The sequence below is a fragment of the Motiliproteus sp. genome (genome assembly GCF_965230735.1).
GTDB lineage: Bacteria > Pseudomonadota > Gammaproteobacteria > Pseudomonadales > Balneatricaceae > Motiliproteus.
This window is the reverse complement of the sequence record NZ_OZ246016.1, coordinates 3450298-3471115: the sequence shown is the minus strand read 5'-3', so window position 1 is coordinate 3471115 and position 20818 is coordinate 3450298. Positions and strand designations below refer to the sequence as shown.

Here is a 20818-nt window from a genome sequence, read left to right as displayed (position 1 = left end):
TGTCTACTATTCAATTTGATTGATCGTTGTGAAAACTATAAAAAATAGAAACTAGAAAAAATAACGGAGAGTTTTGATCAAAAAGATCAAAATATTTGAACTATGTATTCACCGATTACGCTGGACGCGCTGCGAGCGCTGGATGCGATCGATCGACGGGGTAGCTTTGCCGCCGCCGCCGACGAACTGCATCGGGTCCCTTCGGCGCTCTCTTACACCATCAGCAAGCTGGAGGAGGACCTCGAGCTGGAGCTGTTCGATCGCCGACGGCGTAAGGCGGAGCTGACCCCGGTGGGACGCTTGGTGCTGGAGCAGGGTCGTCGGATTCTGCTGGCCACCGAGGAGCTGACCGCGCTGGCCAAGCAGGCCGCCGGGGGCTGGGAAGTGGAGCTGCGCATCGCGGTGGATAGCGTATTCGGTTGCGAGTCGATCTACCCGTTGGTGGAGGCGTTCCAACGCTTGCAACCGCGCACCGAGGTCCGGTTGATGGAGGAGGTGCTGGCCGGCAGCTGGGATGCGCTGGATTCGGAGCGCTGTGATCTAGTGATCGGTGTCGAAGAGGAGCCGCCGGGCCAGGGGTTCGCAACCCAGGCCCTGGGACAGGTCGCGTTCGACTTCGTGGTGGCCAGCGATCATCCTCTGGCCACCATGCCGCAACCGCTGTCGCTGGCGACCGTGCAGGCCTATCCCACCCTGGTGGTAGCCGACAGCTCCCGCTCGCTGCCGGTGAAATCCACCGGGCTGCTGGACGGCCGCTCCCGGGTGGTCCTGCCGTCGATCGCCGACAAGATCGAAGCCCAGTGCCTAGGCATGGGGGTGGGCTACCTGCCACGGCACCGGATACAGCAACCATTGCAGCAGGGCAGGCTGAAAGTGTTGGAACTGGATCAACAACGCCCCCCGCAGACCATGTACCTCGCCTGGCGAAAGAGCAACAAAGGCAAGGGCCTGCACTGGTTTATCGAGCAGCTAAAAGCGGCCCGGGTCGATCTGCAGCAGGGCCTGGTAATGAGCTGAATGCAACACCACGCCCGGTGGTCACCGAGTCAGACTCCTGGGCCAAAAGGTCCAAACCCTTTCTCGGAATAGGGGTGTTTTCTTTGATGGGAGATTATGAAAGACTGACTCAAGTATCGGTAAGCCAATCGACCGCTTACCGTCGCGCCGAACGCTCAATTATTCGGCAAAGGACTGCAACAATGGAGACGGATGACATGGGCGCGATCCACCTTGAGGCTCTAGTTTCAACGAGCCAATCCTTTCAAGCGACAGAAGCATGGACTGGCGTCCAGCTTTGTCACCGGTCAGCTGTGAGTCTGGATAAAAAGCTTCTATTAAACAAATAGTTGCGATAGAAAGAGATAAACCAGTGGCGTGATAGATGGACGTCCCGCTAATAATGATTATGAGGACAGCGTCCTCATAACCAGACTGTTACATGTATCAATAAGGAAATCATGAAATATATAAAGCCTGAAAGAGGTGTTAATTCATTTACATGCCCTCATTGTGGTGTGTTAGCCCGCCAACGTCATAAATCAAGCCCTGATGAGTTGAATGGAAACTATAGCTACAGCAACTCTCATAGAGTTTGCTTAACTAGATGCGACAGTTGTGGAGATTTTTCACTGTGGCACTTCGATAAAATGGTTTTCCCTAAAATTGGACTTGCTCCTCAACCAAATCCCGATTTACCCGATGAAGTAAAAACCGATTACTTAGAAGCGGCATCAATTTCCAATCTATCCCCAAAGGGTGCAGCGGCTCTGCTAAGACTGGCCATACAAAAGCTCTGTGTACATCTTGGAGGGGACGGAAGCAATATCAATAATGATATAAAAACGCTTGTCGAGAATGGGTTGCCTCCAAAAATACAAAAGTCATTAGACATTGTTCGCGTTATAGGAAACAACGCCGTACATCCAGGCCAAATCGACACTGATAACCCAGAAGTGGTTGGTAACCTTTTCATGCTCATCAATATTATTGCCGAAACGATGATCACAGTGCCGAATCAGATTGATTCGCTTTACGGCGAGTTACCAGAGGGGGCTAGAGATGCAATTCAACGACGCGACAGTTAAACATGTAACAAGGTCTTCCAGCGGATACAGTCGCTAACGCGCCTGCTCCGCTGAAGGCAACGTTAGAGCGCTTGCCACACAGAGGATGTGTATGAAACTCAGTGAAATTCTAGAGAAGTTTGAGCTATACATTCTTTCATTGTGGTTGCTTTTTTTTCTTATCATTGTTGTTACCGCTGAAGTGCCTATTTGTTTTGGAGAAGAATGTCAGTTTATTGGCTGGAAGGAATTAATTAGCAAGAACATCATTTCAATAGTGTCTCTTACATTTTTACTTGTCGGTGTTTTTTCCTATTTTAGATTTGATTACAGGATATCAGGGAGCAAAAAACTTCCTGTTAAGGTACTGAAAATTGAAGATTTAAACTATGAGCACCTTACGTTTCTGACCACTTATATAATTCCGCTTATTTGTTTCAATCTGACAAGTTCAAGATACGCCTTCGCTTTAGGTTTTCTGCTTATAATCATTGGCATAATATATGTAAAAACAGATAAGTTTTACGCAAACCCAACATTAGCTGTATTAGGCTACAGACTATATAAAGTTACGGTACAAACACGTACAACTACGAAAGAAAGCATAGTTGTCATAACAAAAGATCGGCTAACTGAAGCGGATCAAATAAGGACATTAGATCTAGATGAAAAAGTATGTTTTGGGAGGCTGGTTAAATGAACATTGAAGATCTTAAATCAAGCATATCATCAGTAATAAGTGCTGATGCTTGTTCAGCGGAGTTTTTCTTCCTACTTGATGATGGCGAAGGAATGAAGGTTAAATCGGTGGACATAGATGACACTGATCAGACTGAGCTTGAAGGGATGTTTCTTAGGTCCATAAGCGATTCAATATTGCTAAATGACGATTTAACACTAGTATCATTATCAAGTGCTGACGATAGAAAAAACGCACTCTATAAGTATGATCTGGAAGATATTCCAGATGAACTTGCATACCTAAAAACGATTATCCAAGAAGAGCAGTTTGATAATTTCAATCTAAGTGATGATGATCTTTCTCACCTTGAGGGAATTTTGATTCTAATCGGGAATCAAGATACGCAGCTTGCTTTGTATAAACACCAGTACCCTGTAACTTTATTGAAGCAAGATAGCGGTTTTAATCTTATGAAGCCAAAGGGTGGCAATCGATTCAAGAAACTAGATTCTGATATATTGAAAATAAATTCAAAATTTGAATTTATTAAGATAAACGGTGAATATTACATTCTAGATATAAAGGCGCTTGAACGGTTCTTTGGGTTTCACGATGCGGTCAAAAACGTAGCTGAGAAAGGTATCGAAAACATAAAGGATGCTAATTTGGTAGTCAATTGCGAAGTTTTTGAGTCTCGCCTTGATGACATATCATTTGCAAGAAAACTGGTTAAGTCTGCTAGCAATTCACCTGTTTTAGGGGTTATACCAAACTCACAGATCATAAGTTTCACAAACACGCATCCGTCGCTAAAAGGTAGTTTTAAATACACTGAAGACGGGACAAAGCTAAACCTCAAGACCAAGAAGTCTCAGAACCTATTCTTAAAACTTCTCAATGATGATTTCTTGCAGTCTGAGCTCACAAAAATATTTTATGACAGTATCGCGAAAGATAGCGTTGATGACGAAAAGGAAAGTGCAGCATAGAGCTCTAACAAGGCGCTCAACATTCAGCCCAGATTCGCTGATCTTGGACTGTCGCTGCTACGCAGAGCCAGTCCGTTAGCGCGGCTACATGGACTCCCCCTGGCACCACAAGGACTAAACTGAATCTGTAAGGTCATTGGACTGCCGCTCTACATTCGGCCTGTTGATGGGCTTTTATCGCCCTGGCCCTGATGAAACGCGCTGAACGGGCCCTCATTCGTTAGACGGCCTTTAAGGCCTCCGCGCTAAACAGGTTTACCCGTTCTGGTCTGTGCCTTACGTCATCCATCGCCTTCGCAATGTCCGGTGGGTGTCTTCAGCGTTCGCCGCCTGTCTTCAGACGGCGAACGCTTCGTACTCTTTTCCTGATCTCAACATCGCCCAGATTATCCGGGCATTCTTGGCCGCCAAGGCCACCGTCGCTCGCTTATAGCCCCGTCGCTCGATAACGCCTTTGCTCCACTCACTAAGGCGATCCTGCTTGTCCGCCACTCGGGCCAGGACCGCGCGGGTACCGTGTACCAGTAACGTTCGCAGGTAGGTATCACCCCGTTTGGTGATGCGCCCCAGCCTCGGCTTGCCGCCGGTCGTGTACTGCCGGGGGACCAGCCCCAACCAGGCAGCGAAGTCACGGGCTTTATCGAATTGCTGGCCTTTGCCCACCGAGGCTACGATGGCGGTTGCGGTCTGAGCGCCGACTCCGGGAATGGTCATCAGGCGCTGCACAGTTTCACTGTGCTCGGCCACGATGTCGAAGCAACGCTCGAGATCGTCTATCCGTTGGTTCAATACCTGAAGGTGCTCGTAGCACTCATGCAACAGAGCGCGCGCAATGGTCGGCAGCTCGTTCTCGGCATCCTCCAATATTCTCGGTAACTCTCGCTGTAACGACCAGCGCCCCTGAGCAATCACGATTCCGAACTCGGCCATCAGCCCCCGGATCTGATTGATCAGGGCGGTGCGCTCTTTGACCCAGCCTTTGCGGATGCGATGAGCGGCCAATACGGCTTGCTGTTCAGCCGACTTGGTCGGCACAAAACGGGTGCGAGGACGGCTGACCGCCTCGCAAATGGCATCGGCATCGTTGCCGTCGTTCTTGGCCCCCGTACGGTAGGGGATGACGTACTTGGGTGCCATGATCCGCACCTGATGGCCCTGCTTCTGAAACTCACGAGCCCAGTAGTGGGCCCCGCTGCAAGCTTCCAACCCAATTAGGCAAGGCGGTAGATTGGCGATGCAATCCAGTAACTTGGAACGGTTGAGGTTCTTGCGAAGCTGTACCTTGCCACGTGCATCAACGCCGTGGATACTGAACGAAGTTTTGGCGAGATCAACGCCAAGCGTAGAAACGGACATGTTACACCTCCCATTGATCGTCCTATTGCCCGCAGGTAAGCGTGGCACTGCTACCCAAGGAAGGGGGAGTCCATTTCATTCGTTATGTGTCGTACGTAAAATCTATGCCAGAGTAAATTTATGACAATGAAGAATAGAAGTAACGCATCAAAGAAATTACACGCAGATTCTCTTATATCGCTGGGCAACTATATGCAAAAAACCATGGTTGTTTCTGCGTTTATTGCACCATTGTTACTGATGATTAAGCAGCTGTTTAATAATACCGATCATATTTCCAAACTTTCACATTTAGAAATTTTAAATGAAAACTATGACTCCGCATTCACATTACTGGTTCTGATAGCCATAATGGCTGCTATAGGTACATACTTTAAAAGCAAAGGGTTTGACCTTATTGATGAAATTGAAAACACATAACAAGTGACTATGGCCTACCATCAATCTATTAAGCCTCACTAACCAGTATGGTGGTTAGTGAGTTGAATCCTTAAACCGCTCCAACCACTGTTGGTTATGCTGCTCCAGGGTTCAGGCTCCGGCCAGCAGTGGCGTGGGGAGTTTGCGATTGCTGATATCCAGCATGGCGACATAATCGAACAGCGACATGACCAGTTTTACTCGACAGAAAACCGAGACAGATTTATTTTATGTGGTTTATACCAGCGTTATGCTTGGGGTTGAGTTATGGGACAAGAAGCAAAGAAAACTGAGCATTCAGGATCAAAGAAAGGCAATGGCGCTTACTGGGGCAAAAAATCTTCTGCTAAGAAAGAAAGCAATAAGAAGCGCCGGGCTGATTCTAAAGAAATAGTTGGAAACGATGTAGATAGAAACGAGGAGGGTACTAGCAGTTTATTTTAATGCATAAAACCGAGACTAATAAGTCGGAGCAGATTTATCTAACCTGGATACGAGGAGGAGAGTATTGAGTTTAAACCCGTCCTCTCGTCCCCTTTTCTTCGATACCAAACAACTTGTTTAGCACCGAACAGGTGACTACGCCACGCGCCAATCTACTAAGCTGCAATAACCCTTACGCCGATTACTGAGTCAGATCCTTAAACCGCTCCAGCCACTGCTGATTATGCTGCTCCGGGGTGCAGGCTCCACTGAGTAGCTCCGGCGTCGCGCGACGGCCGCGTTCGCGCAGGAAGGAGCGAAAGTCAGGGTCGGCCAGGAAGGTGCCGATCCGTTCGATCTCATCGGCAGCAGCGCGAATACCGTCCGGGGTCAGCTTGCCGCGGTTGGCGGGTTCGATAAAGTCGCCGGGGCGGGTTCGCAGTTGGGCGGCGATCGCCTGCAAGCGGTTTGAGGTCAGCGGGTGGGTCTGGCGCGGTGATCCGGGCACCAGCGGGTCGCGCATACTGACGGCGGAGAACCAGACCGTGGCTCCCAGCGGCGGCAGGCGCATCCGCCGCAATACTCGCATGGCGAATTGATCGGCCTCGGCTTCCTGGGCCTGGGCCTGCTTGGCGCTGATCTGATCATAGCCGCGGTGCCGGTGGTGTAGATGTCCCAACTCGTGCAGCAGGATAAACGCCAGCGCAGACTTCAGAATCTTCTGAGACACATCATCGACGTAGGCATCCAGCTTGTAGGCCTGGTTGGGGACCTTCAACGCTGGCAGTGGCGCGGGGAGTTTGCGATCGCTGAAATCCAGCGCGGCGACATAGTCGAACAGTGACTCTTTGTTGCAGCCGAATCGTTCAAACCAGGCGATGGCGATGGCCAGGTCATCCAGAAATTTGACCGACAGCGTGGGGATCAGCATCAGTCCAGCGTCGGCACTGGCAGAGAACTCAAACGGATCCTTCCAGCGATCCGGCGGCTGCAGCAGGGTCACCCGCTGCAGGGTTTCCAGCTCGCCGCCGAGCAGGTACTGGGCGATATCCTCAAACAGTACCGCCTCGATATTGGCCGAGTAGATCCCGTTGGCCCGCTGCAGCTCCTCGGCAGAGTAGAGGGTGCGGTAGTCGCGGGCCTGGACCGGCAGCGCCAGCAACATGGCCACCAGGATCAAGATCAGCCGATTCTTGGGCCGACTTACCGGCACTTTCTTGAGCCAGTTCATTGGCACTCTCTTTAACCGGCTCATTGGCATTCAGCGGCGGTGGCGTTGAACAGGCTGCGGAGCTGGAAGGGCGCTTCAGGGGTTGGACCGGCGTTGCCCAGCAACTCGGTTGTCCCCCAATCATCCTCGTTCCAGACCGACAGTAGCAAGGCCCGTTTGGCATCGATCAGGGCCAGTGCCAGTTGGTCCTGCTGGATCGGATCGAGATCGGCAGGAAGTAGCTGTTGGGCACAGTTGAGGGCTTCGATGCTGGTCAGGGCGCGGTTGCGTTGCTGCGGTGTTGCTTGTCCCGCTCCTGTCTTAACATTTGAGCCGGTGATACCGGTAAAGCTGGCCACTGGGACGGGGGTGTTGGCCTGGGCGGTTGCCGACTCAGTGCTGTTAACTGGGATCGTGTTTGCGCTGGGCAGGCTGACTTTGATCGGCGTGGTCAGCGAGTAGTAAAGCACCAGCGAGCCGAAGGCGGCAAAGAAGATCCCGGGGCCGACCCGTGACAGCACGATCTTGACCCCGGGCAGCTCCAGCTGACCTTCGTGACTGCGCTCAAACGGCAGATGAAAGAACAGTCGGTAGCCGAAGAAGATCGAGACCCCGGCGATCAGCACCACGGTGATCCGCTCGATCATCCGTAACGTTACGATAGTATCGTCCATAATCTAAGCCTTTAGCGTATCGGTACTTTTTGCCTTGAGTTATTGGCCGCTACGGCTTGAGATCTTCGGCCTGACTGGGTTTACTTGTTTGTTAAGTCTGCCCGAGCGGTTAACCATCGTGTTGTTTCGTCACGGTTAAGCCACTCTCGGCTAGACTGGCACATACTGAGCGTAAGGATAGATGAACTTGAGGGGAACCCGATGAACAGAGCAATGGTAGCCGCGATCGTGTTATCGGTTGCGGGTATGAGCAGCCAGGCCCAGGCGGCCAAATTTGATCCGTCGGAATCGCTGGCCAACTTTCAGCCCGAGTTGAGCGAAGAGTTTAAGCAGCTGTTGCGAGAGGGGGATGTGGAAGCCGGGGCGGACTTCTTCGAGCGTAAATGCGCCAATTGCCACGATGTCGCCAAGGATGGGATTCACAACAAGGGGCCGCTGTTGTGGAACCTGTTCGGGCGCAAGGCCGGTAGCATTAAGGAGTTCGAGTATTCCGAGGCGATGATCAACTCCGGCCACAGCTGGGACTATGCCACCATCAACTATTACCTGACCCGGACCGATCGCGCGGTTCCCGGTCGGATCATGAACTTCCGAGGTATCCGCAAGGACAAGCAGCGCGCTGATCTATTGCTGTACTTGCGTCAATTCAACGATAACCCGCCCGAGCTGCCTTAATTCAGGTAGCAATTCAGGCAACCATTCAGGCAGCGACGAGCGGGTTGAGTCGAGCTAGATAATCCTCTATCAGCCGATGCTAGGCAGCAGCTCGGTCGGCATAAAGCGGTTGTAGATGCCCTGACAGATCAGCTGCTTGGCGGCCTCGATATCGGGGGCGAAGTAGCGGTCCTGATCGTAGAAGGGCACGGCTTCACGCAGCAGGCCTTTGGCCTGTTCCAGCGCCTCGGAGCTGTGCAGCGGGGCGCGGAAGTCGATCCCCTGGCACGCGGCCAGCAACTCCACCGCCAGAATCCCGCCCACGTTGTCGGCCATGTCGCTCAATCGACGGGCCGCGTAAGTGGCCATCGACACATGGTCCTCCTGGTTGGCCGAAGTCGGCAGACTGTCGACCGAGCCCGGATGGGCCAGCGATTTATTCTCGCTGGTCAGTGCCGCCGAGGTCACCTGGGCGATCATAAAGCCCGAGTTCAGCCCGCCGTTTTCCACCAGGAACGGCGGCAGCTTGCTGAGGTTGGAGTCGATCAGCAGCGCCATCCGACGTTCCGACAGCGAGCCGATCTCGGCTAGCGCCAGCGCCAGGTTGTCGGCCGCCATCGCCACCGGCTCGGCGTGGAAGTTACCCCCGGATAAAATGTCACCGATATCGGTAAACACCAGCGGGTTGTCCGACACCGCGTTGGCTTCGGTCAGCAGGGTGCGGGCGGCGTTGCGGATCTGTTCCAGACAGGCGCCCATCACCTGGGGCTGGCAGCGCAGCGAGTAGGGGTCCTGCACCGCTTCGCAGTTACGGTGCGAATCTTCGATCTCGCTGTGATCCAGCAGCGAGCGGTACGCGGCCGCGACATCGATCTGGCACTGATGACCACGGGCCTCGTGAATCCGCGCATCGAACGGCTTGCGGCTTCCCAGCGCCGCCTCGACGCTCAGGCCGCCGCAGATCACCGCGGTGGCAAACCGATCTTCGGCGGCGAACAGACCCTGCAGCGCAAAGGCGGTGCTGGCCTGGGTGCCGTTCAGCAGCGCCAGTCCCTCTTTCGGACCCAGCGTGATCGGATCCAGTCCAGCGATCTTCAGACCCTCGGCGCCGGACAAACGCTCGCCCTTGTAGGTCACTTCGCCTTCTCCGAGCAATACGGTGCTCATATGGGCCAATGGTGCCAGGTCGCCGGATGCGCCAACCGAGCCTTTCTGCGGTACGCAGGGGTAGACCTCGGCGTTCAGCAGTTGAATCAGCGCTTCGATCACGCTCAGGCGGATGCCGGAGAAGCCCCGTGCCAGCGAGTTGATTTTCAGCACCATCAGCAGGCGGACGGTGGAGTCTTCCATCATCGTCCCGGTACCGGCGGCGTGGGACAGCACGATCGAGCGTTGCAGCAGTTCCAGTTCGGCGTTGTCGATCCGGGTATTGGCCAGCAGACCGAAGCCGGTGTTGATGCCGTAGACGGTACGACCGTCACGAATCACCGCATCGACGGTCTCGACCGAGGCTTCGATGGCCGCACGGGCCTCTTCGGCCAGGCTCAGCTTGACCGGGTTCAGGTTAACTTGACGCAGGGTAGCCAGATCCAGCTGGCCGGGGTTGAGGGTCAACGCGTACATCAGTTGGCCTCCTTGTCAGCGGCATCGGACAGCATCGGTAGGTCCAATCCCTGCTCGCGGGCGCAATCCTTGGCGATGTCGTAACCGGCATCGGCATGGCGCATCACGCCGGTACCCGGATCGTTCCAGAGCACCCGTCCCAGACGCTTGGCGGCCGCTTCGGTGCCGTCGGCGACGATCACCACGCCAGCGTGTTGGCTAAAGCCCATGCCGACCCCACCACCGTGGTGCAGGCTGACCCAGGTGGCGCCACCGGCGGTGTTGAGCAGGGCGTTGAGCAGCGGCCAGTCGGATACCGCATCTGAGCCGTCGAGCATCGATTCGGTCTCGCGGTTGGGGCTGGCCACCGAGCCTGAGTCGAGGTGGTCACGACCGATCACGATCGGTGCCTTGAGCTCACCGTCGGCCACCATCTGGTTGAACGCCTGGGCCAGGCGGGCACGGTCTTTCAGACCGACCCAGCAGATTCGTGCTGGCAGGCCCTGGAACTGAATCCGCTCGCGGGCCATGTCGAGCCAGTTGTGCAGGTGCGGATCGTCCGGGATCAGCTCCTTCACCTTGGCGTCGGTCTTGTAGATATCTTCCGGATCACCGGAAAGCGCAACCCAGCGGAACGGGCCGATCCCTTCGCAGAACAGCGGCCGGATATAGGCCGGAACAAAGCCGGGGAAGTCGAAGGCGTTTTCGATCCCTTCTTCGAACGCCATCTGGCGGATGTTGTTGCCGTAATCGAGGGTGGCGGAACCGCGCTGTTGCAGGGTTAGCATCGCGGCGACCTGTACCGCCATCGACTGCTTGGCGGCTTTGACCACACCGGCTTCGTCGAGCTTACGCTGCTGGGCGGCCTGTTCCAGGCTCCAGCCTTGGGGCAGGTAACCGTTCAGCGGATCGTGGGCGCTGGTCTGGTCGGTGGTGACATCGGGGGTGATGCCGCGCTCGACCAGCTGCGGGAAGATGTCGGCGGCGTTGGCCAGCAGGCCGACCGAGATCGCTTTGCCGTCGGCCTTGGCCTGGTCGATCATCGCCAGCGCCTCATCCAGATCGGTGGCTTTACGATCGAGGTAGCCCGAGCGCAGGCGGAAGTCGATCCGGGTTTCGTCCACTTCAATGGCCAGCATCGAGAAGCCCGCCATGGTAGCGGCCAGCGGCTGAGCACCGCCCATGCCGCCCAGACCTCCGGTCAGAATCCAGCGACCGGCCGCTTCGCCGTCAAAGTGCTGCTTGGCCACGGCGACGAAGGTTTCGTAGGTGCCCTGCACAATGCCCTGGGAACCGATATAGACCCAGGAACCGGCGGTCATCTGGCCGTACATCATCAGGCCTTTGCGGTCGAGCTCGTTGAAGTGCTCCCAGTTGCCCCAGTGGGGGACCAGATTGGAGTTGGCGATCAGCACCCGCGGCGCGTCCGGGTGGGTCTTGAACACCCCGACCGGCTTGCCGGATTGAACCAGCAGCGATTCGTCGTCTTCCAGACGCCGCAGCACCTCGATGATCTTGTCGAAGCATTGCCAATCACGGGCCGCACGGCCGATGCCGCCGTAGACCACCAGCGCCTGGGGGTGTTCGGCCACCTCCGGGTCGAGGTTGTTCATCAGCATTCGCATCGCTGCTTCGGTCAGCCAGCTTTTGCAGCGAAGGGTGGAACCGTGGGGCGCGCGGATCTCGCGGCTGGGGTCGAGACGGGGATCAGCAGAAGGTTGGACGATCTGGTTCATAGCATTCTCTTCTATCTTGTCGTTCTTGTTTGGGTGGTAAGGGTGTTTTGGATTTTGTGATTAGGTCGTGTAACGCCGTCACAGCGGTCGCAGCAGTCGATGGATCAGCCGGGATGTGACCCGGGCACTGTGGCCATCGACATCGAAACGGGGGTTGAACTCGGCCAGGTCGATCAATCGCAGCTTAGGTCCGGCCAGGTGCCGGGCGTGATCGATCAGGGTTTCCAACAGCTCCAGCGGTAGCCCACGGGGGGCCGGGGCACTGACGCCGGGCATCACCGAGGCCGGCAGTACATCCAGATCGATGGTCAGGTAGAGCGCGGCCAGCGGCTCGATAAACTCTTCCAGCAGCTCCAGCGCCGGTTGCAGCTGCCAGCCGTTGATCTGATCGTCACGCAGGTAGCGGACCCCGAGTTGGTCGGCGCGCTGGAACAGGGCCTGGGTGTTGGCGCAGTCGCTGATACCCAGGCAGGCGTAATGGAACGGCTTCTGGTTCGCCTGGCACCACTCGGCGGCCTGCAGGAACGGGGTGCCGGAGCTGGGTTGCTGGTCGTGGCGCAGGTCGAAGTGGGCATCAAAATTGAGGATGCCGACCGGACCTTGGTACTGGTCGGCGGCGTAGCGGGCCAGCCCCAGGTAGCTGCCGTAAGCGATCTCGTGGCCACCACCGATCAGCACTGGTAGATGGGCCTGTTGCAGCAGTTGCTCGACGGCCGCGGCCTGCTGTTGCGACAGCTGTTCGAGCTGATCATCGAGACAGTGCAGGTTGCCGCAGTCATACAGCGGTGACTGAAGCTGCCAGGCCAGGTTAGCCAGCGCCACCCGGACCGTGTCAGGGCCGTTGACCGCACCGACCCGTCCCTGATTGCGGCGTACGCCTTCGTCGGTGCAGATGCCCAGCAGCGCAACGCCGGGATCGGCATCGGCCATCGCGTCCAGCGTCGACGGCTGCACCTGCTGGTGCCAGCGCGGTGCCGGACCGATTTCGTGGCTATCGATCCGGCCCTGCCACAGCGCCGGGTTCGCCGGGCTGTAGCTTTGGCTGGTCAATGTTGCACTCGATAGGGTTTGATCAGACATGGTCAGCCTCCCTTATCCGTGCGATGCCAGCGAGTTCTGAGCAGGGGGGATTGGTGCCGGTTGGCCGTTAAATATCCGCAGCGCCAGCCGCTCCGGGCCGAACTCGTAGGCCAGTTGGGCCGGATGGTCGAGATCCCACAACAGCAGGTCGGCCTGCTGGCCCGGACGGATCATCCCGACCTGGCGGCTCAGGCCCAACGCCTTGGCGGCGTGGCGGGTGACGCCGGTCAGGGCTTCTTCCGGGGTCAGGCCGAACAGCACGCAGCCCTGGTTCATCATCAGCCGCAGTGACGCCAGTGGTGAGCTGCCGGGGTTGCAGTCACTGGCCAGCGCCATCGGCACACCGGCTTGGCGCAGCGCCTCGATCGGTGGCATTTGGGTTTCTTTGAGGAAATAGAACGCGCCGGGCAGCAGGCAGGCCACGGTTCCGGCCGCGCGCATCGCTTTGATGCCTTGCTCGTCCAGGTACTCCAGGTGGTCCACCGACCAGGCGCCGAACTCGGCCGCCAGGGCCGAGCCGCCCAGGTTCGACAGTTGCTCGGTATGGCCCTTGATGCCGAGCCCATGTTGTTGAGCCGCTTCGAACACTCGACGGCATTGGGCCGGGCTGAAAGCGATGGATTCGCAGAACACGTCGACCGCATCGGCCAGACCTTCTTCCACCACTTTCGGCATCAGCTCCTGGCAGATCATCTCGATATAGCTGTCGGCGTTGTCCCGGTACTCCGGCGGCACCGCATGGGCGGCCAGCAGGGTGGTGCGGATGCGTACCGGTAACCGCTGCTCCAGCTGGCGCGCGGCGCGCAGCATCTTCAGCTCATCGTCCAAAGTCAGGCCGTAACCGGACTTGATCTCGACCGTGGTGACACCTTCACGGCACAGCGCCGTCAGCCGGGGCAGGGCCTGCTCGATCAGACCGCTCTGATCCAACTCCCGGGTGGCGCGGACGGTGCTGAGGATACCGCCGCCGGCGCGGGCGATCTGCTCGTAACTCTGGCCCTGCTGGCGGGCTTCGAACTCCTGGGCGCGGTTGCCGCCGTAGATCAGATGGGTGTGGCTATCGATCAGGCCGGGGGTGACCAATCGACCGGCAGCGTCGATCAGGTCGCCTTCGAACTGGGTCGGGTTTACCTCGCTGCTCGGGCCGACCCACATGATCTTGTCGTCACCGATCAGCACCGCGTGGTCGTCCAGCATCCCGTAGGGTTGCGTATGAGTCGGGTCTAGGCTGGCTACCCGGGCGTTGATGATCAAGCGACCGTGTATGCCCGGACGGGAGGTTTGAATGTTGTTATTTGACTGCATCATGGCGTCGATTATTCCGCAGTTTGTTTTAAATGTATATACAAATATATACAATTGTTTTGGGTAAAGTATCCCGTGACTTCAGTATAGGAAAACACATGGATGTGTTTTCATTGGCCGAAAGCCAATGCGAGCCCCGAGGGAACCTGCGAATAAGCCCATACTGGCTTCTGGCTTTCAGCTTGGTTCGCAATCCAGGCGTAGCTTTGAAGCAATGTCTAGACCTTGCGAAAAGCTGCAACGTAGAGTGCGGATCAAACTGAAAGCCCCTTTGGGCAAGGCCTGAAGTACACAATGTCGTCGTTGCAATCCTTGCTAAGGACGATTGCCATTAGCTGCAGATTGCGCCTAGAACTTGCGTGCTTCAGGCGCTTGCAGAAGCTGTAGGGGCTTGTTCGCTGGTCCCTTAGATCAAGCAATTCCGCGTAATTGCGCTGTATCGGAGGGGGGACGGTCAGATAGGTTAGGAAACCTATCTGACCAGTAGGTGAAAAGCTCAGGCATAATAGCCGCCAGTCAGGCGCAGGAGTGCGAGTCGATGTCCAGGGTTCAACCCCGTTACAAAGCGATCCGATCATATCTGGAGGAGGCGATCCGCAACCGCGAGTTCGTCGCCGACCAGCAGATCCCCACCGAGATGGCGCTGGCCGAGCGCTTCGGCGTCAGCCGCATGACTGCCAACAAGGCGATCGCCGAGCTGGTGGCCGAAGGCTATCTGGTCCGTCACCAGGGCTTGGGCACCTTTGTCGCCGAAGTGCGGGCTGAATCTCCGTTGTTGGAGATCCGCAATATCGCCGACGAGATCCGCGATCGGCGCCATGTCCACAGCAGCGAACTGCACCGGTTAGAAGCCGTGGCGGTGGATGCGCCGACGGCGCTGCGACTGGGAATCCGCGAGGGGCAGCTGGCGTTCCACTCGTTGATCGTGCACCGCGAGAACGGTATCCCGATCCAGCTCGAAGAGCGTTTTGTGCGGCCCGAGATCGCCCCGGACTACCTGCAGCAGCGCTTCGACGATAAAACCCCCAGCCAATACCTCAGCGAGCTCTACCCGCTGTCGGAGATGGAGCATATCGTCGAGGCGATTTTGCCGGACGCCGAGACCTCCACGCTGTTGGAGATCGATACCACCGAGCCATGCCTGCGGGTGGATCGGCGTACCTGGTCGGATCAGAAGCTGGTTAGCTGTGCCCGGCTGATCCATCCCGGCAGCCGCTACCGCCTCAGCTCACGCGGTTGAAACCGATATTCGACAACGTTGAGACAGCGTAGAGAGCGCTTTGAGACTGTTTTGAGTCCCGGCTGAGCTGATCCCTGCCAAAAATATGGAACTAAAAGCCCCGAATTTTTGACATTCGTCAGACTTTTATTGGATGTTGTCAGGCAGGGGTTGGGTGGCATGACGTGTTGAATTAACCTGCATCTAATCACTCCCTTAGTCCGTCGCTAGCGACGGGGCATTTGTTTCTGTAGGCAGTCTGTCGGTAACGGATTTATGGCAAGCGCAGATTACAGTCATCTGGTCCATATTAAGGACCACTCGGAATTGGCGCTCTACGAGCTGATACCCAATGTGGTGTGGGTGTTCGATATCGACCGTCATGGTTGGTGGTGGGGCAATCAACCGGCGCTGGATTTCTGGAAACTCGATTGCCTCGACGATCTGATCAACAAGGATCTGTCCGATGATTCCCAAGGCGCGCGGGACCGCACCGTGCAGACCTTCGATCTGGCCGCCAAGAACGGCCTGACCATCGATCCCTGGACCACCTATCCCAACGGCAAGCCCAAGACGCTGCACATGATGCACCGCGCCGTGCTGATCGGTCCGGAGCGCCACCGCGCCATCATCGCCTACATCAACGAAGAGGTGAATCTGGGCGAATCACCGGAAAACCTGCTGCTGGCCGAAGCGATGCGCTACACCTCGGTGCTGGTTACCAGCTTTACCCTGGAAGGTATGCCGGTGGTCGAAAATCCGGCTGCGACCCAGGCCTACAAGTCCCTCGACCCCAAGCAATTGCCTGATGACGTGAATATGTTCACGGCGCGCTTTGCCGTTCTGGACGAGGGAAAAGCCTGTATGCAGCGGGCGCTGGATGAGCAGGGTGGGCGTTGGACCTACGACATGCAAACCGACGCGGGCCTACGCAAACATACCCTTGATATCCGCATGACCCGCCATCCACTCAACGGCGACTGGCTGTTTATGGTGGCCGAATACGACGTGACCCAGCTCCACCAAGCCCTCGACGCCGCCCACGAGGCCAAAGACGAGCTGCACCGATTGGCTCACTACGATGCCCTGACCGGCCTGCCCAGCCTGCGCCTGCTGGAAGCGCGCTCACAATCACTGATCGCCCAGGCCGAACGCCACGGCCAGCAGCTGGCGGTGATGTTTATCGACCTGGACGGCTTCAAAGCCGTCAACGACACCTGGGGCCATGACGCCGGTGATGGGGTGCTAAAGGAGGTAGCTCTTCGACTGGAGACCTGCCTGCGCGACAGCGACCACGTGGCGCGGGTGGGCGGCGATGAGTTTATCGCGATGATCACCGATATCACCTCGCCGGAAAGCGTCGAAGTGGTTGCGCGGAAGATTATTGAAAGAATCAGCCTGCCGTTCGCGCTGAAAGAGTCCAATGAGCAAGCCCAGATCGGCGCCAGCGTCGGTATCGCGTTCTACCCGCAGCAGGGCCGCAATATGGAGATGCTGATCAAGGCTGCAGACCGTTCGATGTATCGGGTTAAAAAGCAGGGTAAGGGGGATGTGACCTTTGCTTGAGGTCAATTGGCCCCATTTGGGGTGGATCGGACAAATACCGATGGTTGAGATATAGTCCAACACAGTGAGTTTGGGTGTAGCGATCAATGTTGGTACACCCCAACCAGCCTTCTAAGATCAGGGAGATCGTAACGATTAGCAAGGACAGCTCTTTTCAGACTTTTTCTTTTTTTGGCGGTCCGCGCATTTGCCAGCTGGGCGACCTGAGCGTGATATTTGTTGCCGCGTCGATACATGATTTTGTCTTCCATCCTTGGAAGGTAAACCAAGCTTGCAAGGTAGGGCTACCTTGCAAGGGCCGACTATTAAAATGTTGGGGATGATGCCTAATCCTTACTAATCAAACGCATAGCCAGATTGGATTACGTTTGATTCCTGCCTAATCAGGTGTGATCGAGAGCTATCTGGGCCGAGTAAAAATCAGAAAATGACCGATATCGAGCTGTTTCGATTCATGCTACCGTGAACCGCAGACGGCGCGATTAAACGAGTTTAAGCGACACCGGCAGACGATTCACGGCAAGGCTACAGGCGATATGGACTGGTTCACCTGATAGTTAGCATGCCAAGCAAGGAGAGCAGCATTCACATGGATTACCGTGACACCCTATCTCACTACTTTCCCTTGCTGATACCACGGTCGTGGTCGGCACACACCAACAACCCGCTATACGAGATCCGCCCTGCAAAAAACGCAGGTCAGACTCGTAAGCTATGTCGTTAGCTTTCTGGCGAAACAATGGAGATCAAATGAGCAACAAAATGACGGTCGTTTTTGTAATGATATTCGCGATGCTGGGAGGAAAATCTCTAGCATCTGAGAGCTCCCCTTATGCTGGTGAAGAAGCCCGAGAAATTAAATCCCTGTCAAAAGCAGAGGTCGACGGGCTATTGTCTGGAAAAGGTATGGGTTACGCCAAGGCAGCGGAATTGAATGGCTACCCAGGTCCCGCTCATGTGCTCGAACTCAGTGAAAAACTGTCTCTTTCAGCCGATCAGCGAAGACAAACGGAAATTATATTTTCCCAGATGGAAGCCGCCGCCAAGGATCTGGGTGCTGAGCTGGTGAAGGCAGAGCGTGCGCTGGATGATGCCTTCAGAAGTAAAAAAATTGACGAGTCATCCTTGTCGAAGCTTATGCAAGATATTGGCACTATTGAATCCCGTTTGCGAACAGTCCATCTCCGTGCCCATTTGCAGCAGACTAAAATTCTCAATAATGAACAGATAGCTGGCTACATTGAGTTGAGGGGCTACAACCGTGCCGGACACGGAAGCCACCACAAGCATCATCATAGGCAATAAAAGCTAACAAGTGACTATGGTTTCCCGTCAAGATAGTTAGGCCATTTTTGCCTCCCATCTCTCTCTGCTCTAGTCTATGAACCCCAGCAGCTCAATGGCCTCATCCTTTCAATGGCCTCATCCTTGACCGTCAAACTTGATATCCATCAAAGGGGGCCGAATTGCCGACTTCTGACGCCCCTTATCGCCGAATTCCGGCGCCCCAGCCGTAGTAACATACTGCCCCTCATTTCAGATAAAGACAGGGGTTATCATGACAGTTGACCTACATAGCCGTTACGGCTTGAGTGCGACCCATAGTGAAGTGGTTGAAGCGGGCAAAATCATTGAGCCTTGCGATGCTTTGGATATGGGCTGTTCCAATGGCCGAAACAGTATTCATCTGAGCCAGCTGGGCTTTAACGTCACCGCCGTCGATAACAACCCCAACGCCATCCATATGCTGCAGCAGATTGCGGGCGCGGAGGACCTTACCAACATTCAGGCGCAGGTTTACGACCTTAATGAGGCTGATCTGGATTCGGATTACGGGTTTATCGCCTGCACCGTGACGCTGATGTTCCTCGACCCGGCGCGTGTCGGTGCGGTGATTGCCGATATGCAGGCGCGTACGCTGCCCGGCGGCTACAACCTGATCGTTTGCGCGATGAGCACCGACGAGTATCCGTGCCCGGTTCCTTTCCGGTTCACTCTGGGGACAGGGGAGTTGGGCGAGGCTTACGAGGGCTGGGAGCTGGTCAAGTACAACGAAGAGCTGGGTACCATGCACAACGGCGCCCAGCTGATGTTTGCGACCCTGTTGGCGCGCAAGCCCAGTTAATTTGCCCCGTCTGATCGGTCAGCACGACCTAGCCGATTTGATGTAGCGACGGACAGATAGCAAACCACACTATTTGTCCGCCGCGACAACCGGCTCAAACTACCATATCGATCTGCTGTACGGTGCCGACACCGCCGTCCTCATTCAGATAGACGCCGCTCTGGCGTACTCGTCCCTGCAGATTGTTGGCCTCATCCTTGAGCTCGAATGGGGTTTCGGTCGCCCTCAGGTAGATCGCGCCGATATTGCGATCCAACAGTGAGGTCAGCTGATCCTGCTCGTCCTGGCGGGTCCAGATCTTCAGGTCGTCGAACACCGCGTCGGCCTCGTCGATCCAGCCGTTCTGGTCCAGATCGTACTGGCGTAGGTCGGCAAAACCGTCACCGCTGATGGCGCCGAACAGCTCGGAGCCGTCATTGATCTGGCCGTCCTCGTTTTTGTCCAGTGCCAGCAGGCCGCTGTTGATATCGGTAAAGTGGATCCAGTCAAGCTCGCCGTCGACATCCAGATCGAACTGGTATTTCTCGTCGCTCAGTTCCGCCGCGGTGCCGTTAAAGTTGACCACCAGCGGATCTTTGAACACCACCTGTTGCTTGGTTTCGAACTCGCTGATCGACTCATAGCTGCGGCTCATCTCCAGGTTCAGATTCAGCTCGATACTTTGACCATCGCAGGTCTGTATCATGCCGCAGGCGCTGAAGTTGGTGGTCTCGGTCTCCTTATGGTACTGGCTGACCCGCACGTCGATCTCCAGGACTAACGGGTTCAGCACCGGCTGCCCGGGAATCGGGCTGGTTGCCGCATCGCTGGTCGGCAAGTTGCCGGATTCGCCCGGCTCTTCACCCAATAAGGGATCAGTCGATTCTGCTTCGGCATCTGGGTCTTCAATCTGGTGGCTGCGGCCGGTCAGGGCATCGATCAGCGCCTGGAAGAAGCGGATTCGGCTCTGCATCAGGCTGCTTTGCAGCTCTTCGCTGCTGGCCTGGGTCGGGGAGGCGCTGAAGCGGCCGGGAAAGGCGGTGGGCAGCAACCGGAACGGATGGCTGGCTGGTTCAGCCGAACCGGCTGCGCCGGCGGGGGTTAGGGCGCTGCCGAGTTGTCCTTGAGCGAGTTGGGCACTAAAGCGATTCTGGCTGAACGACATTTCGGCGTCGAGCATGGCCAGGGCAAAGCCCGGTCCGGATAGGCTGCGTTCGGTGATTTCAGAGCGCTGGTGCTCTGCACTTAAGTGGATTTCACTGTTTTGTATGATCATCTTTAATTCCTTCTACTCTAAGATTCCTGCATAACTGACTCAGCACCCGATGCACTGATCCAAGCTATTCAGGCGCCTTAGGCGGGCATTACGGGGCCTGCGTTGGGCCATCCGAGCCCAGCGTCAGGACGCAAGAAAACCTGCCCGGCCGGATCAAAATCACGGCGGCAAGGTCCTGCCTATGGTTGCCGATTGACGTCAGCCGCTTTGCCGCTTGGGTTCTGTCCGGTGAAAGGTCGAATCGGCGAGCGTCGGCCGCACGAAACCCCCACCGGGCGGTTAAAGCCCATGGTTGAACACACCGGGGTTGGCGGGGGCGGATCGGGCCGGCACGGCGCATCCGCAGACCCCGGAATACTCCGGTTGCTGGCGTCTTTTGGTTGGTTTCAAGAGAACTCCGGACGGAGCAGGGGGTCAGGTCATCGCATCTCCTCGGGCCGCCATGATGAGTCGAAGGGG

Annotated in this window: 19 protein-coding genes; 11 read left to right on the top strand and 8 right to left on the bottom strand. The window is 56.1% G+C overall.

Annotated elements, in window-relative coordinates; all coding sequences use genetic code 11:
* Positions 1-102 precede the first annotated feature (102 nt).
* From ACO05M_RS15935 to kwaB, 4 genes are all read left to right on the top strand, one after another.
* Positions 103-1017, top strand: coding sequence for a LysR substrate-binding domain-containing protein (locus ACO05M_RS15935; protein WP_421865070.1), 915 nt, complete (start codon positions 103-105; stop codon positions 1015-1017).
* A gap of 440 nt (positions 1018-1457) precedes the next feature.
* A complete protein-coding gene (locus tag ACO05M_RS15930) occupies positions 1458-2084 on the top strand; it encodes a DUF4145 domain-containing protein (protein ID WP_421865067.1) in 627 nt (208 codons plus the stop codon).
* A gap of 91 nt (positions 2085-2175) precedes the next feature.
* The gene (kwaA, locus tag ACO05M_RS15925) at positions 2176-2763 is read left to right on the top strand and encodes an anti-phage protein KwaA (RefSeq protein ID WP_421865064.1); all 588 of its coding nucleotides are present in this window, start codon (positions 2176-2178) and stop codon (positions 2761-2763) included.
* Complete coding sequence (kwaB, locus tag ACO05M_RS15920; protein ID WP_421865060.1) at positions 2760-3734, top strand: anti-phage protein KwaB; 975 nt, start codon at positions 2760-2762, stop codon at positions 3732-3734. The genes kwaA and kwaB overlap by 4 nt, the downstream gene beginning before the upstream one ends.
* 336 nt (positions 3735-4070) lie before the next feature.
* Here kwaB and ACO05M_RS15915 read toward each other — a convergent pair whose 3' ends face one another.
* The gene (locus tag ACO05M_RS15915) at positions 4071-5090 is read right to left on the bottom strand and encodes an IS110 family transposase (protein WP_421865056.1); all 1020 of its coding nucleotides are present in this window, start codon (positions 5088-5090) and stop codon (positions 4071-4073) included.
* A gap of 120 nt (positions 5091-5210) precedes the next feature.
* Here ACO05M_RS15915 and ACO05M_RS15910 point away from each other — a divergent pair, with 120 nt between their 5' ends.
* Positions 5211-5510, top strand: a complete 300-nt coding sequence (locus ACO05M_RS15910) for a hypothetical protein (protein WP_421865052.1) — start codon at positions 5211-5213, stop codon at positions 5508-5510.
* A 267-nt stretch (positions 5511-5777) separates the two neighbouring features.
* Positions 5778-5954, top strand: a complete 177-nt coding sequence (locus ACO05M_RS15905) for a hypothetical protein (RefSeq protein ID WP_421865049.1) — start codon at positions 5778-5780, stop codon at positions 5952-5954.
* A 181-nt stretch (positions 5955-6135) separates the two neighbouring features.
* On the opposite strand, the gene ACO05M_RS15900 is transcribed toward ACO05M_RS15905, so the two are convergent.
* Positions 6136-7164 (bottom strand): hypothetical protein, encoded by a 1029-nt coding sequence (locus ACO05M_RS15900; protein WP_421865047.1) that lies wholly within the window; start codon positions 7162-7164, stop codon positions 6136-6138.
* A 20-nt stretch (positions 7165-7184) separates the two neighbouring features.
* A complete protein-coding gene (locus ACO05M_RS15895; protein WP_421865044.1) occupies positions 7185-7817 on the bottom strand; it encodes a hypothetical protein in 633 nt (210 codons plus the stop codon).
* Between the two features lie 201 nt (positions 7818-8018).
* On the opposite strand from ACO05M_RS15895, the gene ACO05M_RS15890 reads away from it, so the two are divergent.
* Positions 8019-8492 carry a c-type cytochrome gene (locus tag ACO05M_RS15890; RefSeq protein ID WP_421865041.1) on the top strand — a complete coding sequence of 158 codons (474 nt, stop codon included), beginning with the start codon at positions 8019-8021 and terminating at the stop codon, positions 8490-8492.
* Positions 8493-8561: 69 nt separating this feature from the next.
* On the opposite strand, the gene hutH is transcribed toward ACO05M_RS15890, so the two are convergent.
* From hutH to hutI, 4 genes are all read right to left on the bottom strand, one after another.
* Entirely contained in the window at positions 8562-10094 is a 1533-nt protein-coding gene (gene hutH / locus ACO05M_RS15885) for a histidine ammonia-lyase (protein ID WP_421865038.1), read from the bottom strand.
* Entirely contained in the window at positions 10094-11809 is a 1716-nt protein-coding gene (hutU, locus tag ACO05M_RS15880) for a urocanate hydratase (RefSeq protein WP_421865035.1), read from the bottom strand. Before hutU ends, hutH begins: the two co-directional genes overlap by 1 nt.
* A gap of 78 nt (positions 11810-11887) precedes the next feature.
* A complete protein-coding gene (gene hutG, locus ACO05M_RS15875) occupies positions 11888-12889 on the bottom strand; it encodes a formimidoylglutamase (protein ID WP_421865031.1) in 1002 nt (333 codons plus the stop codon).
* Between the two features lie 12 nt (positions 12890-12901).
* The gene (gene hutI / locus ACO05M_RS15870; RefSeq protein ID WP_421865028.1) at positions 12902-14197 is read right to left on the bottom strand and encodes an imidazolonepropionase; all 1296 of its coding nucleotides are present in this window, start codon (positions 14195-14197) and stop codon (positions 12902-12904) included.
* A gap of 535 nt (positions 14198-14732) precedes the next feature.
* Here hutI and hutC point away from each other — a divergent pair.
* The 4 genes from hutC (at position 14733) to tehB (ending at position 19104) form a co-directional block, all read left to right on the top strand.
* The gene (gene hutC, locus ACO05M_RS15865) at positions 14733-15434 is read left to right on the top strand and encodes a histidine utilization repressor (RefSeq protein ID WP_421865026.1); all 702 of its coding nucleotides are present in this window, start codon (positions 14733-14735) and stop codon (positions 15432-15434) included.
* A gap of 255 nt (positions 15435-15689) precedes the next feature.
* Positions 15690-16979 (top strand): diguanylate cyclase domain-containing protein, encoded by a 1290-nt coding sequence (locus ACO05M_RS15860; RefSeq protein ID WP_421865023.1) that lies wholly within the window; start codon positions 15690-15692, stop codon positions 16977-16979.
* A gap of 750 nt (positions 16980-17729) precedes the next feature.
* Positions 17730-18284: a Spy/CpxP family protein refolding chaperone gene (locus ACO05M_RS15855; protein ID WP_421865020.1), complete on the top strand. Its 555-nt coding sequence runs from the start codon at positions 17730-17732 to the stop codon at positions 18282-18284.
* 253 nt (positions 18285-18537) lie between these two features.
* Positions 18538-19104 carry a tellurite resistance methyltransferase TehB gene (gene tehB / locus ACO05M_RS15850; RefSeq protein WP_421865017.1) on the top strand — a complete coding sequence of 189 codons (567 nt, stop codon included), beginning with the start codon at positions 18538-18540 and terminating at the stop codon, positions 19102-19104.
* A 94-nt stretch (positions 19105-19198) separates the two neighbouring features.
* Here tehB and ACO05M_RS15845 read toward each other — a convergent pair whose 3' ends face one another.
* Positions 19199-20359: a hypothetical protein gene (locus ACO05M_RS15845; protein WP_421865014.1), complete on the bottom strand. Its 1161-nt coding sequence runs from the start codon at positions 20357-20359 to the stop codon at positions 19199-19201.
* Positions 20360-20818 lie beyond the last annotated feature (459 nt).